This window comes from Rhodococcus sp. USK13 (genome assembly GCF_018343855.1).
In the GTDB taxonomy this organism is placed as follows: Bacteria; Actinomycetota; Actinomycetes; order Mycobacteriales; family Mycobacteriaceae; genus Rhodococcus_F; species Rhodococcus_F oxybenzonivorans.
The window spans coordinates 1,987,256-2,003,030 of record NZ_CP069242.1 but is presented as its reverse complement, the minus strand read 5'-3'; the positions used below and the strand labels follow the sequence as shown (position 1 = coordinate 2,003,030).

Annotated in this window: 13 protein-coding genes and 1 pseudogene; 6 read left to right on the top strand and 8 right to left on the bottom strand. The window is 62.5% G+C overall.

Translation table 11 applies throughout. The features are described from left to right. The first annotated feature begins 50 nt into the window (after positions 1–50). Positions 51–1,793 carry a sigma-54-dependent Fis family transcriptional regulator gene (locus JQT59_RS11985; protein WP_249354354.1) on the top strand — a complete coding sequence of 581 codons (1,743 nt, stop codon included), beginning with the start codon at positions 51–53 and terminating at the stop codon, positions 1,791–1,793. A 40-nt stretch (positions 1,794–1,833) separates the two neighbouring features. On the opposite strand, the gene nudC is transcribed toward JQT59_RS11985, so the two are convergent. Both nudC and JQT59_RS11975 read right to left on the bottom strand, forming a co-directional pair. Then, positions 1,834–2,736 carry an NAD(+) diphosphatase gene (gene nudC, locus JQT59_RS11980; RefSeq protein ID WP_213576323.1) on the bottom strand — a complete coding sequence of 301 codons (903 nt, stop codon included), beginning with the start codon at positions 2,734–2,736 and terminating at the stop codon, positions 1,834–1,836. A 71-nt stretch (positions 2,737–2,807) separates the two neighbouring features. Then, positions 2,808–3,551, bottom strand: coding sequence for an alpha/beta fold hydrolase (locus JQT59_RS11975; RefSeq protein WP_213575209.1), 744 nt, complete (start codon positions 3,549–3,551; stop codon positions 2,808–2,810). A gap of 221 nt (positions 3,552–3,772) precedes the next feature. Here JQT59_RS11975 and lipP1 point away from each other — a divergent pair, with 221 nt between their 5' ends. The 3 genes and pseudogenes from lipP1 to JQT59_RS11960 all read left to right on the top strand — a co-directional run. Beyond that, a complete protein-coding gene (lipP1, locus tag JQT59_RS11970) occupies positions 3,773–4,705 on the top strand; it encodes a LipP1 family hormone-sensitive lipase (RefSeq protein ID WP_213576322.1) in 933 nt (310 codons plus the stop codon). 166 nt (positions 4,706–4,871) lie between these two features. Further along, positions 4,872–6,095, top strand: coding sequence for a CaiB/BaiF CoA transferase family protein (locus JQT59_RS11965; protein WP_213576321.1), 1,224 nt, complete (start codon positions 4,872–4,874; stop codon positions 6,093–6,095). Between the two features lie 250 nt (positions 6,096–6,345). Next, positions 6,346–6,672 (top strand): annotated as a pseudogene (locus JQT59_RS11960) (acyl-CoA dehydrogenase); the annotation flags it as partial. A 619-nt stretch (positions 6,673–7,291) separates the two neighbouring features. Here JQT59_RS11960 and JQT59_RS11955 read toward each other — a convergent pair. From JQT59_RS11955 to JQT59_RS11940, 4 genes are all read right to left on the bottom strand, one after another. Then, a complete protein-coding gene (locus tag JQT59_RS11955) occupies positions 7,292–8,197 on the bottom strand; it encodes an alpha/beta hydrolase (protein WP_213576319.1) in 906 nt (301 codons plus the stop codon). Positions 8,198–8,242: 45 nt separating this feature from the next. Beyond that, positions 8,243–9,859, bottom strand: a complete 1,617-nt coding sequence (locus JQT59_RS11950; RefSeq protein WP_213576318.1) for a flavin-containing monooxygenase — start codon at positions 9,857–9,859, stop codon at positions 8,243–8,245. Between the two features lie 117 nt (positions 9,860–9,976). Next, entirely contained in the window at positions 9,977–11,449 is a 1,473-nt protein-coding gene (locus JQT59_RS11945; protein WP_213576317.1) for an aldehyde dehydrogenase family protein, read from the bottom strand. Between the two features lie 855 nt (positions 11,450–12,304). Continuing rightward, a complete protein-coding gene (locus JQT59_RS11940; RefSeq protein ID WP_213576316.1) occupies positions 12,305–12,589 on the bottom strand; it encodes a YciI family protein in 285 nt (94 codons plus the stop codon). A 278-nt stretch (positions 12,590–12,867) separates the two neighbouring features. Here JQT59_RS11940 and JQT59_RS11935 point away from each other — a divergent pair, with 278 nt between their 5' ends. Continuing rightward, positions 12,868–13,215 (top strand): hypothetical protein, encoded by a 348-nt coding sequence (locus JQT59_RS11935; RefSeq protein WP_213577658.1) that lies wholly within the window; start codon positions 12,868–12,870, stop codon positions 13,213–13,215. Continuing rightward, positions 13,208–13,858, top strand: coding sequence for a Dabb family protein (locus JQT59_RS11930; RefSeq protein ID WP_213576315.1), 651 nt, complete (start codon positions 13,208–13,210; stop codon positions 13,856–13,858). The genes JQT59_RS11935 and JQT59_RS11930 overlap by 8 nt, the downstream gene beginning before the upstream one ends. Before the next feature lie 69 nt (positions 13,859–13,927). On the opposite strand, the gene JQT59_RS11925 is transcribed toward JQT59_RS11930, so the two are convergent. Then, entirely contained in the window at positions 13,928–14,866 is a 939-nt protein-coding gene (locus JQT59_RS11925) for an alpha/beta hydrolase (RefSeq protein ID WP_213576314.1), read from the bottom strand. A 147-nt stretch (positions 14,867–15,013) separates the two neighbouring features. Beyond that, positions 15,014–15,700: a DNA alkylation repair protein gene (locus JQT59_RS11920; protein ID WP_213576313.1), complete on the bottom strand. Its 687-nt coding sequence runs from the start codon at positions 15,698–15,700 to the stop codon at positions 15,014–15,016. Between the last annotated feature and the right edge of the window lie 75 nt (positions 15,701–15,775).

Sequence of the window (15,775 nt, the reverse complement as noted above, 5' to 3'; positions counted from 1 at the left end):
ACGAACGTGAACGATTCCGGACATCAGCGCCATCACGAGAGAATCAAGAGTTGAGCAATCTCCGACCCGAGATCGAAGCGTCGTGGCGACGGTGTGAAGTTATCGGCGTCTCGTCCGGCGATGACGATCTTCCCTACACGCCGGACGTGGATCGTGACAGCCGGTTGAGAAGAGCCGCCGATCCCGTGATCGACAACCTCGTCCTCCACCTGCTGGACGCCCCCGCGACCATCCTGCTGGCCGATTCCGCCGCGCAGATTGTCGACCGCAGGGCTGGCAACGCTGGGTTGCGAGCGCGTTTGGACCGCGCCTACGTGGCACCCGGATTCCGGTATGCCGAGGAGGACACCGGCACCAACGGGATCGGCACCGCGTTGGAGGAGCGACGACCGTTCCAGGTCAGCGGTGGCGAGCACTACCGTGAGGCGCTGCAGAGCCTGGCGTGCGTCGGTGTTCCTATCATCCATCCGATCACTCGCACCGTGGAGGGGATACTCGACATCACCTCCAACCTGTCGGATTCCAACGCGCTGATGGGCGCCCTGGCGAAATCAGCCGTTCGCGAAATTCAGTCGCGCCTCTATGCCGAGTCCTCCGATCGCGAGCAACGGCTTCTCCAGTCCTTCCTGCAGGCCTCTCGCCGCGGCTCCTCCGCAGTGGTGTCCTTGAACCAGGATGTCATCATGACCACTCCGATGGCCGCGCAGATCATCGACACGTCCGACCAAGCGCTCCTCTGGGATTGGGCATGCCGAATGCTCGCCGGCCGTGACGAATTCATCGGGGAAGTCAGGCTCGCCGACAACGTCACGGTATCCGCGACTGCACGTAGAGTCGGAGACTCCCGATCGCCGGCGGGCATCGTCATCGAGATGCGGCAGCATCTCCGCGATACGAAGAAGTCGTCCGCCCATCAATTGGCATCAGCCTCCTCCGTCGAAAAACGCGCGGAGACTGTCAAGATTCCCGGCCGCAGCTTGTCGACGAAACGACTGCAGACCGAACTCGAGCGGCTCGCCTCGATCGACGCGCCTGTCCTCGTCACCGGAGAACCCGGCGTCGGCAAGTTCTTCGCCGCGAGCGCCCTCCACCGGATGCAGGATGCCGACGGCCGTTTCACCGTGTTCGACGCTGCTACCGCCTCTGTCGACCCCGACGCGTGGATTGCCGGACTGGTCAATTGGAACAAGGTCGACGGCGCCCTTATCATCCGGCACCTCGATCTCCTGCCGGAAAAACTGGTCCCCAACGTCTGCGCGGTCCTCAGTGAGGCAGTCGACCATCGCGCTCAGATCATTGCCACCGCCGGCGAAGCGATCCGTCAAGGTCCCGCCGGACGACTGTGCGATCATTTCATGCGCCGCATCGAGATCGATCCACTGCGACTTCGGTCCGAAGATATCGCTGACATCAGTGTCGCCCTACTACGTAAGCACTCCCCCGACCGCAACGGCCTGCGACTGCAACCCGCTGCTCTGCAACTGCTGGTCGCGCGGGATTGGCCGGGAAATGTCCGAGAACTCGAATCGGTTCTGGCGTCCTCGCTCCTGCGGGCGATGGGCTCCGACATCGGAGTGCAGCATCTGCCCGACGGATACCGCGACGGTGATCTACGCCGCCGAAATGCCTCGACGTCGCTCGAATTGGCGGAGCGTGACGCGTTGCTCAAAGCACTCGTCGAAACCGACGGCAACAAACTACTGGCTGCGCAACGCCTGGGAGTAGCTCGCTCCACCCTCTACCGCAAAATGCGCGCCCTGGGGATCGACGGAAGCCGGTTCCTTCCGCAGTAGCGCCAGTCGATGACGGAACCGTGCCGACCGAGACAGAGCGTCAGTCACCGGCTCGCGCCCACGCCTCGAGCATGCGCCTCGCAATCGAGGCTGCACCGGGCAACAACACGTGCGCATCCGACCGGCTCGTCCAATCCCCGGCAGCCAGAGCCTCCCGTACCTCCGCGCGGGTGCACCAGAGAGCTTCGCTGATCTCGCCATCCCTGAAGACGAGCTCGTCTCGGGGGTCGGCCGTCGCATGGAATCCGAGCATGAGGGAGCGCGGGAAGGGCCAGGGCTGACTTCCGACGTAGACCACATCGGAGACCGTGAGACCGACCTCCTCCGCAACTTCCCGTGCCACACAGCTTTCCAGAGACTCGCCCGCCTCGACGAAGCCCGCCAGCGTCGAGAAATTCCGCGCCGTCCAGTTCGCCTGACGCGCCAGCAGTACTCGGTCTGCCCCGTCGTGCACCAGACAAATGATCGCCGGATCGGTACGCGGATATTCCTCCCGACCACACGCCGTGCACACGCGCATCCAGCCACCCGAGGTGATCGTTGCCGGCGCCCCATCCTTGACGCAGAAGGGGGCATCGTCTTGCCACGTCAGCAATGCCACCGCTGTGACATACCGGTCAGTGTCGGCAGCCTCGAGGAGTGCTCCGTGTGAGCGCAGGTCACCGACCTCGACCGCGGTTCCCGCAGAAGAATCCTCATCGGGGAACTCGTCGCGCACCGCCCACTCGTGGACCGTGCCACAGACGCCGAGCAACACGGCACGCGCGGGAGGCTCGGAGTACAGGTCGGCGGCCGGTTCCAGCATCAGTTGTCTGTCGACAAGCCGGACCTGACCGCGACCGTTCACGCGAAGTATTCGGGCATCCGGCCACGCCTCCACCCACGCGGTCGTGTCGTCACGCACCGAGACGGGACGGCTCACCGTCACAACGTGATTCAACATTGTGAGAATCCTCCCTGGATTCGTGACTCGAACGTGGCATGGTCGGAACCCGGGTTGCGTTCCCGGCCAGATCAGTACAGAGATTGCTCCGACAACGCCACCGTCTCCCGAGCGTTCTCCACCATGGGGTAGTGCCCGGCTTTGCCCTGAACGGTCTTCAGATTCCCGTTCTTCAACGCCGCCAACGTGTCCCCGAGGTATTCGGCCGTGACAAACGGGTCGCTTTCACCCACGATCAGGGTGGTAGGCCCCTCGTACGTGCCCATCCGGTCGAGGAAGTCGGGACTGGTCCAGTTCTTCAGGTAGGACTCCCACGTCGCCTGGTCCATCGTCGAGCGGTTGCGGTCGACCAGGTTCTTCAAATCTGTCTCGTCGATGTATGGCGCCAAGGCGCCCCGGATGGCTGCACCCGGATCTGCCCAGGCCGCGGCAAAAGATTCGTAGGTCGCCTGGTCGAGAGGGGTACCCGCCGGGGAGACGGGCGTCAGTGCGACGACCGAGGTCACGCGTTCAGGTGCGAGGGTCGCCACCCGAAGAGCTGTGGTGCCGCCCATCGAATGTCCGAGAACGGAAAAGGTCGACCACCCGAGCTGATCGGCGGCGCCGAGGGCGACCGCGGCCATCCCGTCGATTCCGTCGGCCGGTGCCTCGGGACGGTTCACCCCGTATCCCGGAAAGTCGACGTACGCGTAGGTGAAGCGGGACTGATCCGTCAAGGCGCGTGCGGTGAGCCACACGCTGCTGTCCAGTGCCCAGCCGTGCAACACCAAGACCCGATGGTCACCGTTTCCTTCGATCGCTGCAATCGCGTTCATTGCCGTACCTCCCTGTCGGCGACGCTGAAACTCCAGCCGTCGGTTGATCACTCCGAACGAACCTAGAACCGCAGTAGGGCGTCTGCGTGTCCGATTGTGAAACACACCCACGCGGCGGATGCATGTGCCATTTTCGGACACTTTCCGCGCCGGACGCACCCATAGTGTGGCGCCACCTGCCTGCTGAACAGACTTGCCCATGACACGAAGGAGAACACACCATGGCACTCGATCCTGCGGTCAAGAATTTGATAGACACTCTGAACGAGCAGGGACTGAAGTCGTTCGAGCAGATGAGCATTGCTGAAGTCCGTGAGGTCGTCGAGTCCTTCAGCGGCCTCCAGGCACCGAAGGCAGACGTCGCGCGTGTTGTCGATACGGTCTACCCCGGACCCGGTGGCGATCAGGCAATTCGCCTCTACATCCCGGAGTCCGAAACTCCGCTGCCGGTCGTGGTGTACATCCACGGTGGTGGCTGGGTCGCCGGCAGCCTCGACGTCACCGAGCAGCCATGCCGCGCGCTGGCCTCCGACGCGCAAGTTATCGTCGCCGCACCGAGTTACCGGAAGGCACCCGAGCACAAGTTTCCTGCCGCACCCGAAGATGCGTTCGCCGCACTGAACTGGGTGATCGAGCACGCAGCCGAATTCGGTGGCGACAGCACGCGGGTAGCCGTCATGGGCGACAGCGCCGGAGGCAACCTGGCCGCGGTCACAGCCCTCCGAGCGCGCGACACCGGCGGCCCGGCATTACGCGCTCAGGTATTGATCTACCCGGTCATCGACGGCACGGCACGATTCCCGTCGCGCGAGGAGAACGCCGAGGGGTACCTGATCACCACGCAGGCGATCGACTGGTTCTGGGAGCAGTACCTGGCCACCCCGGAAGACGCTGAGAATCCGTATGCCTCCCCGGCCAAGGCTGCGGATCTGTCGGGGCTTCCCTCGACCCTGCTGTTACTCAACGAATACGAGGTCACTCGGGACGAGGGCGTGGACTACGGCCGGCGGCTGGCCGACCAAGGCGTCCCCGTGCAGGTCGAACTGTATGAAGGCCTTGTCCATGCCGTGTACTGGATGACCGGTGCCATTCCGCGCAGCGCTGAACTACACAGCGCCGTCGTCGAATTCCTCGGCAAGCAGTTCGCCGACTGAAACACTGCCGAGCGAGTACGCAACTGCCCCTAGAGGCTCCATTCCCTCCGAGTGGTCACCACCCAACGCAATGTTACGTATATCTGTAATAAACTCCTTTATTGCGGAAACCTACCCCGACTGTCATAGTCATAAAAATGCTTCCTGTGCAGCGAAAGAGGTTTCAGTGGAACTCACACCCGGCGCTCTCCATGGTCTGCGCGTCATCGATCTGACGACCGTGATCATGGGCCCCTTCGCCACCGCAACCCTCGCCGACATGGGCGCAGACGTCATCAAGGTCGAGAGCCTCGACGGTGACATGAGCCGAGATGTCGGTTCCCGCCGCCATGAAGGGATGAGCGCTCTGACACTCAACCTCCAGCGCAACAAGCGCAGCATCGCGATCAACCTTGCCTCCGAGGAGGGCCGCGAAATCCTCGACGATCTGGTGCGCAATGCCGATGTGCTGGTGACAAATCTACGGCCACGCTCCCGGCAGAAGTTGGGCATCACCTATGAGCGGCTCTCGGAGAACAATCCGGGACTGATCCTCTGCACCGCACAGGCATACGGCTCCGAGACCGCTTTTCGGGACTATCCCGCCTATGACGACATCGTGCAAGCAGCGTCAGGCGCCGCGAAACTCACGGAACTCATCGACGGTGAACCGCGTTATGCCCCATACGTCATCGCCGACAAGGTCGTCGGTCTCTACATCGTCATCGCCGTCCTCGCCGCCGCGATGGAGAAGAACCAAACCGGCCTCGGCCAGGAGGTCGACGTGCCGATGGTCGACGCAATGATCGGTTTCAACCTCGTCGAACACTTCGGTGGCCACACCTTCGCCCCGGCCGAAGGGAACTTCGGATGGGCGCGCGTGCTCACACCGGAACGAGTTCCACACCAAACAGCCGACGGCTGGATTTGCATCATGCCGTACTCGGCGAAGAACTGGAACGACTTCTTCACCGTCGCCGGGCGCGGCGACCTGGTGAACAACCCCCGCTACGCCTCGGTGAACGACCGCCACACTCACATGGGCGAACTTCTCTCAGCGATCCGAGAGGCCGTCCCGTGCCGAACCACCCAGGAATGGCTGACCTTGTGTGAGGCACACGGAATTCCCGCGTCCGACCTACTCGATCTCGCCCACGCGCACGAGAACCCCTATGTTCTGGACCAGGAACTGATCACCAAGCGTGAACATCCCACCGAAGGCGAGTATTACGCCACCCGCACTCCGTTCGCGATGTCGCGCACACCGATCTCGTTCAGCCGGCACGCTCCCCTGCTCGGCGAGGACACCTTCACCATCCTCGAAGATCTCGGTTACTCCGCCGATCGCATCCATGCGCTGGCCGATACATCCGTCGTCAGGGCGACGTCGCCTCAGGGGACCTCTTCCTGAACGGTACCCTCGCGCAGCAGCGCCCACGGGGCATCGACCAGGCCACGCCAGGGCTGGTAGGGCTCGAGTATGTCTCTGCCGTTCACTGCGTTTGCGGTCGTATAACGTTCGTGACGGCCAGTTCTCATAATACGGGCTGGACGAGACGGCAGGCAGGAATTGCCGAGTGTCCAGCTGACACCGCCTTGCGGATCGTCGACGGCACACGCGTGATGCGCTGATGTACCCACATCGATCCCGACTCGAGCGGTCGGACTCGCTGATCCGCCACCTTTTCCTGCGAGGCGCTCTCACCTGAGCGCCGCAGGTGTGTACTGCCCTCGACCGCATCCTCGCTCTCTTCGTCACGCACACCACCGAAGAAGTGCAATTCGGATGCCCTTGGGCCAGTTTAAAGCCGAGTGACGTCCTCGAACTCCTGATTGCCGTCGCCCGGTCGTGCGCCGGCCATATGGCATCGGTCGTCGTCCATCATGGCAACCAGGTACACGGCGCGATCGGCAAAACCCGCGTGGACGAGCTGCAGGAATCTACCGATCCCACCCTGGCGTGGCGCTCGGAATTCGGATCCGCCCACGACTAGGAGAAGAAAGAACTCCGTGGAAGCGTCAATTCACTTCCACGGAGTTCTTCGTTTCTCGGGCACGTCACTCGTCAGTGGAGGCGGCCGTTCGCTTCTCCCTGACGGTGTTGACTCCCCCCGTGTGATCGGTCATCTGCTGAACCAGCGCCTGCAGGGCAGCGGGTATTTCGCGCAGCCTGTCGAGGCTGGTGCTGTCCCTCGCGCAAGAGCCTCGTGGCCATCCGTACCGAGTGAGGCGTATCGCTGCCACCCGGCCAGGAGCGCGCGCTTCGTCGAGCAGCCGCGTGCCACCGTCACCCGGGATGATTTCCACTTCACGAAGCTCCCTTTCACCGGCAACGGAGGTCGCACCTGGGGCGAGGTCGCATCTCGCACCGATGGCAGGGCAGTTTGCGGCTGTCTCGATGAACCCGTCGCCTAGAAAGAGGACTGGACGATCCATGAGTGTACTTCCCCTGTCTTCACTGCGATCGATCCTTCGCCTGGTGCCCGACCGGCACGAACTCGGCGGCGGCCTAGACCGGTGTAGATCGGTCTAGGCCGCCGCCGCGAACACCTTCACCCCTTGTCGCCGAGAACCTTCGCCTTCACACGCATGCTGCGCATTTGAGGTTCAGGCGAGGCCCAACTTGGGACGCAGCCACTGGGCGATCCGGCTCAGCGCTTGGTCCGCCTCGGGTGCCCGACCCGCATTGAAGTGGAATACGTGCTGTTGCTCATCGACCACGTCGAGCACCACCTCGCCGCTCACCTTCTCGATCAATTCGGCCAACCGACGTGAGTCATCCAGTAGCGTCTCATAGCCTCCGACCGATACATATACCGGAGGGAAGTCGGTGTAGTCGCTGAGCAGTGGGTTCGCCCGCGGGTCCGTTGCATCTGCGGGTTCGGAGAGAAACATTCCCCGCATCGTTTCCAGAACCGCCCTCTTCGCCAAAACGTCGACCGCGTCGTTCGATTCGACCGTCATCCCCTTGATCTCCATATCGAGCCATGGTGAAAGCGCGACGACGGCGGCAGGAGTGGGAAGGTCCAGACCCGCGAGCTCGAACGTTGTCGAGATCGCGAGATTGGCGCCCGCCGAGTCGCCGACGGTCGCCGTGTACTCCGCCTTGTAACCCTGCGTGCGGAGCCACTTGTGGACGGCCATGCAATCTTCGAGTTGGGCTGGGTGCTTGTGCTCCGGCGCGAGCCGGAAGTCCACGATCAGGGCGCGAACACCCGCCAATTTAGCCAGGTGTGCTGCAAGCTTGCGGTGTGAGAAGCGTGAACCCGTCGCGAAGCCGCCACCGTGGGTAAAGACGATCACGCGGTCTTCTGCGGCCCCCAGAGGCTTGGCCCACATTGCCGGCACACCGTTGGCTGTCACTTCCTCATAGGTGACGTCGGTAGGCTCGATGGTCGGAAGATGCCACTCTTCGAACATATCTCGCTGACTGGCGAGGTCCATTCCTTCGGACCGGGTAAGCCACGACGCGTACAGGTCGTTGAGGAACAGGGATTCTTTGCTCACGGACATGTGTTGCTCACTTTCATCACTACTCGAGGGAGGGAGATTGACTGTTCAGGAAAGCGCGAAGCCCTTGTATCCCGCACACACGGTCTCGTCCCACTTGGCCAGGTAGAGGGGAAGACCACCGGGGTAGTTCAGCAACTGCCGCGGCTTACCCGGGACGTTGGCACCCATGTACCAGGAGTCGGCTCTGTCGTAGAGCGCCTCGGCCGTCAGCTCGGCGACGTGATCGGACCAGGCAGCATCCGCATCCGCCTCGGATTCGATACGGCTCAATCCGTTGTCCCGCATGTAGTCGATGGTGTTGATGACGAGGTCACCTTGGATCTCGGCGCAGCTGGGCCCGTTGCAGAAGCCCGACGGGCTGAGTGGTCCGTAGAGGAACAGCAGGTTGGGGAATCCTGCCGTCGCGACCCCGAGGTTTGCCTGCACGCCGTTCGACCACTTGTCCCGGAGCAACGTACCGTCGGTGCCGCGAATGTCGATGGCGGTCAGGCCACCGGTGACGGCATCGAAGCCGGTTGCATAAACGATGATGTCGAACTCGTGCTCTTCCGAAGCGGTCTTCAGCCCGGTGGGCGTGATCGTCTCGATCGGGTCCTCGTGCAGATCGACGAGACGCACGTTGTCCTGGTTGAAGATGTCGTAGTAGGTCTGCTCGAGCGAGGGGCGCTTCACGCCGAAGGGGTACGCCTTCTTCATCGGCGCCAGCTTCTCGGCGATCACCGGGTCCTTGATCCGGGCACGCGTCCGGTCACGCCAGAACTCGTAGGCCGTGTCATTTGCGGCATCGTCGACGAAGACGTCTTGGTACGTTCCGAGCCAGAACTCGAAACCGTGCTCCCACAGTCGCTCATAGGTGGCGGTTCGCTCTTCGTCGCTCACCTCGAGGGCTGACTTGGGAATGAAGTCGAAGTCGAAGCCGGAGAATGACGCCGGACGACGACTGAATCGGTCCGCCAGATCGGACCTGATTTTCGAGTTGTCCTCGTCGGAGAGCCGACGCTGACGCATCGGGAGCGCCTGAACGGGGGTGCGCTGGAAAATGGTCAGCTGTGCGGCTTCCTTCGACGCCTCCTGAGCGACCTGCACGCCGCTGGCGCCGGTACCGATGATGGCGACTCGCTTTCCTGCGAAATCGATTCCGCCTTCGGGCCACAGACCGGTGTGGTGGTTGATCCCTGCGAAGCTGTCCATTCCCGGGAGATTCGGGAAGATCGGCTTTGCTGCGAATCCGGTGCACAGAACGAAGTACTGGCAGACGAAAAGGTTTCCGTTTTCCGCGGTCACGGTCCACTTGTTCGCGGTCTCGTCGAACTCGGCGGACGCGACCCGGGTGTTGTAGTAGATGTCCTTGCTCAGGTCGAGCTTCGCATCGACGTACTTGAAGTAGCGGCGCAGTTCGTCACCTCCGGGGTAGAGCTCGGAGAACCCGAAGTCATCCCATAGGTCGGGGCGCGTGAACTGGTAGATGGGACCTTCGCTGTCTACTCGGGCACCCGGGTAGCGGTTCCAGTGCCAGATTCCGCCCAGGTCCTCACCCGCCTCGACTACTTTCACCGAGTACCCTCGACTCCGCAGATTCTCGAGCTGGTACAATCCGGCGAATCCTGCTCCTACGACGAGCACGTCAAGTACTTCGGTCACGGCTGGTGCGGTAGTGCTCATTGTTGTCTCCTCTTGTTACCGAGTGTTGCTTGGGGTTTGATGCTGGATTTTGCTGATTGGGCTGTGTGTCGCAGACTGTGTTGAGCTGGCTTATGGGAATCCCGTCCGGCGTGGCTTCTAGGTCCAGCGGACATACGCGGTCTTGGTGGTTGTGAAGAAGGTACGTGCAGCCTTCCCCTGTTCTCTGCTCATGCTGCTCGAGCTCTTGAGCCCACCGAACGGCACATGTGGCTCGACACTGCTGGTTTCGCGATTGATGTGCACCAACCCCGATTGTGTGCGCCGGATGAAGGTCATCGCGGTCGCGATGTCTCTGGTGAACACTCCGGAGGACAGTCCGTAGTCCGTGTCGTTCGCGGCCTTCAGCGCATCGTCGAAACCATCGACTTCCTGCACGGTCACGACCGGTCCGAAGATCTCCTCCCGGACGAGCCTGCTCTTCTCCGACACTCCCGTCAGGATGGTGGGTGCGATATAGCAAGTGTCGGAATCGAACTCCCGCCTCGTGAGAAACTGGACGTTCTCGTCGCGGGCGAGTTGCAGGTAGCCGGCCACCGTGTCACGTTGCTCCACCGAGGCCAGTGGGCCGATATCGGTGGCCGCGTCGTACGGATTACCGACGACGAGCGCGTCAGCGTGCTTCACCAGCAATTCTCGTAGTCTGGGAGCGACGGCGCGGTCGACGTAAACCCGGCTCGTCGCGGTGCAGCGCTGTCCCGTGTGGAGCATCGCGCTCTTCACGATCTGTAGCGCTGCATCCTCGACATCGGCGTCGGCGAGAACAATGGACGGGTTCTTGCCGCCCAGCTCCAGCTGGACCTTGATGTTGCGATCGGCGACGGCCTGACGGAGTCGCGACCCGACTGCACCCGAACCGGTGAAGGTCAAGGCTGCGAGTCGCGGATTCCCGGTGAGTGCCGCCGAGAGCTTTCTACCACTGCCTGTCACCAGATTCACGACCCCCGCGGGCAACCCGGCTTCTGCGAGAATCCTCGTCAGGAACACTGCGGATCCGCAGGCCGGTTCGGCGGGCTTCCACACAACCGCGTTCCCGAAACCTATTGCCGCCGCGATCTTCCACGCCGGAAGCGCGAAAGGGAAGTTCCACGGTGTGACTACACAGACGACGCCGAGCGGCTCCTCTACCGTCATCAGCATCGTGCGTGAGTCGGCACTGGGGTATGTCTCTCCACTGGGTTGCAGTATCTCACCGGCGTAGTAGCGGAGGATGGCGACACTGCGCAGGACCTCGGCGCGTGCGTCACGGATCGCCTTCCCCATGTCTGCGGTGATAGTGAGGGCAGCTTCGTGAACGCGACTTTCCAAAAGATCAGCGGCAGAACGGAGATAGTTCGACCGCTCAATTGCTGTCGTCTCGCACCACGCTGGTTGAGCACCGCCTGCGGCCGCGTACGCAGCCTCGACATTACTGGGAGTCGCTGAAGCGTAGATTCCCGTCACACGGCGGAGATCGGAAGGATCTACACGCTCGAAAGTGTCGGTGGCGGTGCTCCATCGACCTGCGATATACAGCGTTGTCCCGTCAGCGATCGATGACGGCGACGTTGGGCTGTCCAAGTTCACGGACATCTTTGTTCCCCGATCTGTGTAGGCGCAGAGGTGGTTGGAATCGCCCCTCGGCGCGGAGGTGTTGTGTCTCATCACCCGCACGCGCAAAGCGGCAGGTGTGCCGGTATGAGATCTTCTCGGCAATCTTGTAGTGCGTACTGTGACCGCGGGCGGGTCGATATCGGACTTTCCGGTCTCAGTGCAGTCGAGCGGCGGTAGTCGAAGTGATTGGGGAACCACTCTTTTGCGGCGATACCCAGTGGCTGCCAAAAGCCCTCGGACACCTCACAAAACGATTCAGCAATGACCACTCGAGTGACTTGGAACACGCTGTAGGACAAGCATGACACCCGGCCTCCCAAAACACAATAGAGGAATATTTTACGTATATAGGCAATTTTCGAATGCATGTGGCGGGAAGATGCGCGACAAAGCCCGGCCGATCGAGTAGCTCGAGCAATCGCTGAGTTCCCCAGTGATTTCGGTGAATGGCCGAATCGCGCTCCGGGCAGATGCGAGCCAATTTGACTTGCCTTCAAGGACTTCGAAACCCAGCGCTCGAGAGCAGGTATGACCGTCACTCCCGATCGCCGACGCCATTGTTCAGCGAGAAGGGCACGTGAGTTGGCAGCCGCGACTGTGGCTGGAACTAATGCAATTTCATAGGAAAAGAAGACTTTATTCCCTTATCACCACCGGCAAGGTTGCCGGGCCACGCAAATCGCTAGGAAGGCACCTGGCGGAGGTGAGGTTCAGAATAAGAGAACCGCAGCAAGTTCGTCTGAACCAACACCGCCGACCAAGTACTTACCGCGGCAAACCACCAAGTAGCTTCAACAGCGAGCCACTAGGGACTGAGGTGTGCCGCAATCGCCGTTAGACGCCGACGAGAGGGCCTATTACTGGATTCCATTGGTAGATGCGCTCTCCTACGACGACGCCCTGCTTGACGTAAGGATCCTCCGCAAGCAGAGAACGCAAGGCGTCTTCGCTGTCCGCTTTGAATACCAGTAAGGCTCCGGCGCCGTCGACCCAGGCGCCTGCCTCCTGCAGCAAGCCTCGGGCAGCGGCATCCTTGACGAAAATCAGATGTTCGGCATGCGCAGCCTCTTTGACCGACGCATCGGTGGTATACGACCAGATCACAGCGAACAAGGCCATGGTTGCTCCTCAAACGGGGGAATGAAACGGCTCCGAATATGCGCATGAACTGCACACTCGAAAAGGGTAGAAGTACGGATGAGGTGACTCGTGTCCTATTTCGCGACACTGATTGCTCCATGAGTGGAGGTATGAAACGGAATCGGATCTGACCAGCGTGTCGCAACCGTCCGTCGAGGTCCTCGATGACGTTCGCGCCCGTCTCACCGGAGCCGCACCTCTCCCGCCAAGAGGGAGATCCTCTGCTCCAGCGACTCGAGTGCCGTTACGTTCAGGCCATGGTAGGCGAGAAGGTATACGTGGTCGATCGTGTGGTCACAAAACCCGGACGTGCCCGGGAGTTCGTCGACGCGTACGTCACCGAGTACGTACCGGGGGGACGGACACGCGGAATGACCCTGGATCGAATTCTCGTCAGCCCCCCGATCTGGTGGGCGGACGAGCCCAACACCATCACGATCACGTGGGTGGTCGACGGGGTCGACGCCTGGTGGGACATGACCCGGCGGGGCCGCCCCGACCCGGATCTCGGCCGGTGGTGGTCGCGGATGGACCCGATGATCCTCGACCGAACCCGTTCCATGGCGGCAGCGGCCGAGGACGTCGACGGTGTGTGCGATGTATAACGTCACGAGGGTCGTCCACTTCACCGAGGCAGCCGATGCCACTGCGCGGGACGAGTACGCGAACAATGCGCGTCAGGCCATCCTTGCCGCCGGCGTGAAACGGTTACTCATCGCCCCGACTTTGCCCGGGGTCATCAACGGCGGCGACCTGATCGTGCACCTGCAGCTCGCCGACACCGCCGCCTGGCGGAAACGCGCGGACGACATCGACTCCGCACTTTCGCAGCCGATTGCCGACCGAGTCGACGGGGTCGAGTACGCCCCCGGACTCGGCGGTCGGGGGCCCGGACAGCATTCGAGCCGCCTGTACCGCGCACTGCTGCTCCGTGTGGAGTCGGGTACACCGGACTCCGTCGTCCAACGGTTCGAGCGGGAACTACTCCGCATGCCCGACCATATTTCATCGATCACGGCGTGGCAGCTCAGCAGAGTCGACGCGGCCCTCGGTCCGCAGCGGTGGACTCACGTGTTCGAGCAGGAGTTCACCAACCACGGTGCCGTGATGGGGCAATACCTGAATCATCCGATCCACTGGAGCGTCGTGGACCGGTGGTTCGACCCCGAATGCACCGACATCATCGTCCGAGACCGGGTGTGCCATACCTTCTGTGAACTCTACGACCTCGTCATCCCCGACCGGTAGCTCCCCCGAAAAGCGCTGTGGTGCGGCCGGACCGGTGGCCAGCCGACCGCACCACAGGTAGCGCGGGTGCTATGCGTTATCGAGTACGTCGCGCATCATTTCCCAGATCTGTTCGCGTGCCGGCGCGGTGAGCGAGAGCGAAGGGAAGGTCAGGAATCCGTGGAACAGTCCGTCGAACCGGTGATGCCGGACTAGGACACCGTCCGCGGTGAGGCGCGCCGCGTACGCATCACCCGATGAGCACGGCGGATCGAGTTCGGCGGTAATCACCACCGCCGGCGGCAGACCGGCCAGTGTCTCCGCCCGGGTGGGAACGAGACGCACATCCTCGGTCCCGTTCGGCGCATACTGCTGCCAGTACCACTTCATCGCCTCGGTGGTGTTGTAGTACCCGGTCCCGTAGAGGCGGTACGACTCGGTGTCGAAGTCGTCGTCGATCACCGGATACAGCAGCACCTGCGCGGCGACGGCCGGGCCGCCCCGGTCGCGGGCCGCAATCGCGACCGTCGCGGCGAGGTTACCTCCGGCGCTGTCGCCCGCCAGTGCGATCCGGGTGGGGTCGCCGCCGTACTCGGCGGCGTTCTTCGAGGTCCACTCCAGGGCAGCGTAGACGTCGTCGTGCGCGGCCGGGCCGGCGTACTCGGGGGCCAATCGGTAGTCGACCGACACCACGACCACGCCTGCACCTTGCGCCATGGAGCGGCACAGTTCGTCGTGGCTGTCGAGGTCGCAAAAAACGAATCCGCCACCGTGGGCGAACACCACCACAGGCAGTTCCGGATCGTCGCAATGCGGCCGGAAAATTCGTAGCGCGAGGTTGCCGTCGGCAGTCTCGATCGTGAGATCGGTGACCTCACGCATGTCCGGTAGGTGCTGCAAGGGTGCGCGCCGATCGCGGATCAACTCACGCAGTTCCGTGGGCGGCACGGCCGTGATGTCCGGAAACCCTGCATCGAGGGTGGCGAGCATCGCTGCAACTTCGGGATGCAGGGTGGGTCGAACTGCCATGGTGTGGTCTCCTGGTCGGTCGGCGCGTTCCTGCGGTCACGGTAAGCGCGCCGCCGGATCAGCCGGAACCAGGATTCCCGATCAGCGGTCGCCCATCAGCCAACCGGTTCTGCTTCGCGAATCTTCATGTCGTCATTGCTCGTCGGCTTACTTGTTCTGTTGTCGGTTCACCATCTCGGTGATCCAGACCGGCGCGAACGGTGAGGTGCAGTTCGGGGGCGTCGGGTAATCCTCGAGCACGCGCAGCCGCTCGCCGATGTCGATGGCGCGTGCTCGGTGCTCGGCGTGCTCGATTCCGATTTGCGCCAAGCAGGAATTCATCGCCCACTGCAGGCGATCCGGGGCATCCTTCATCTGCGCTTCGATGATGTCGAGCAGTCCTGTGAGGTCGAGGCCCTCGGGTTTCTTCGCCACGCGATCGGTGGTCAGCGCCCAGCCGGCACTCGCGACCACCGGATCCGGATCGGCGAACCAGGCCAGGCGTAGCTCCTCGGCGTGCGGGTTCTTCTTCACGACGTAGTTGACGAGCCAGTCGTGCACCTTGGGTGTGCGCGCCTGTCGCAGCATGGCATTCAATTCGTCACGCTCGAACGCCTTCGGGCGGCAGATCAGGATCGCCAGCAGTCTCGCCGCGCTGTCATCGGTGTCCCAGAGCTCGCGGGCGAGTTCCTGCTGGGTCTTCAGCCGCTTGGCAAGTGCGCGCAGTTTGCCGAGGTTCACGCCGTGGTCGTCACCGTGCTTGACGTTCACCTCGCGGACCCTCGGGTCCGCGAGCTCTGCCAGCTCGGCCAACACCTCGGCCACCGTTGTGGGGTTCGCCGTCGTCTGAGCCATGTCTCTTTCCTGTCCGTCGCGTGGGAAACAGGTTACGACGAGGGGTCGACACGTTGCTGACCTGCAGTATCGACG

Coding starts and splice junctions, on each gene's coding strand:
- JQT59_RS11975 (WP_213575209.1), bottom strand. CDS start 3,551: ATGAACGCGATTGCAGCGATCGAAGGAAACGGTGACCATCGGGTCTTG.
- JQT59_RS11945 (WP_213576317.1), bottom strand. CDS start 11,449: ATGTCCGTGAACTTGGACAGCCCAACGTCGCCGTCATCGATCGCTGAC.
- JQT59_RS11940 (WP_213576316.1), bottom strand. CDS start 12,589: ATGGCCTTGTTCGCTGTGATCTGGTCGTATACCACCGATGCGTCGGTC.
- JQT59_RS11950 (WP_213576318.1), bottom strand. CDS start 9,859: ATGAGCACTACCGCACCAGCCGTGACCGAAGTACTTGACGTGCTCGTC.
- JQT59_RS11920 (WP_213576313.1), bottom strand. CDS start 15,700: ATGGCTCAGACGACGGCGAACCCCACAACGGTGGCCGAGGTGTTGGCC.
- JQT59_RS11930 (WP_213576315.1), top strand. CDS start 13,208: ATGTATAACGTCACGAGGGTCGTCCACTTCACCGAGGCAGCCGATGCC.
- JQT59_RS11935 (WP_213577658.1), top strand. CDS start 12,868: ATGGTAGGCGAGAAGGTATACGTGGTCGATCGTGTGGTCACAAAACCC.
- JQT59_RS11925 (WP_213576314.1), bottom strand. CDS start 14,866: ATGGCAGTTCGACCCACCCTGCATCCCGAAGTTGCAGCGATGCTCGCC.
- JQT59_RS11955 (WP_213576319.1), bottom strand. CDS start 8,197: ATGTCCGTGAGCAAAGAATCCCTGTTCCTCAACGACCTGTACGCGTCG.
- lipP1 (WP_213576322.1), top strand. CDS start 3,773: ATGGCACTCGATCCTGCGGTCAAGAATTTGATAGACACTCTGAACGAG.
- nudC (WP_213576323.1), bottom strand. CDS start 2,736: ATGTTGAATCACGTTGTGACGGTGAGCCGTCCCGTCTCGGTGCGTGAC.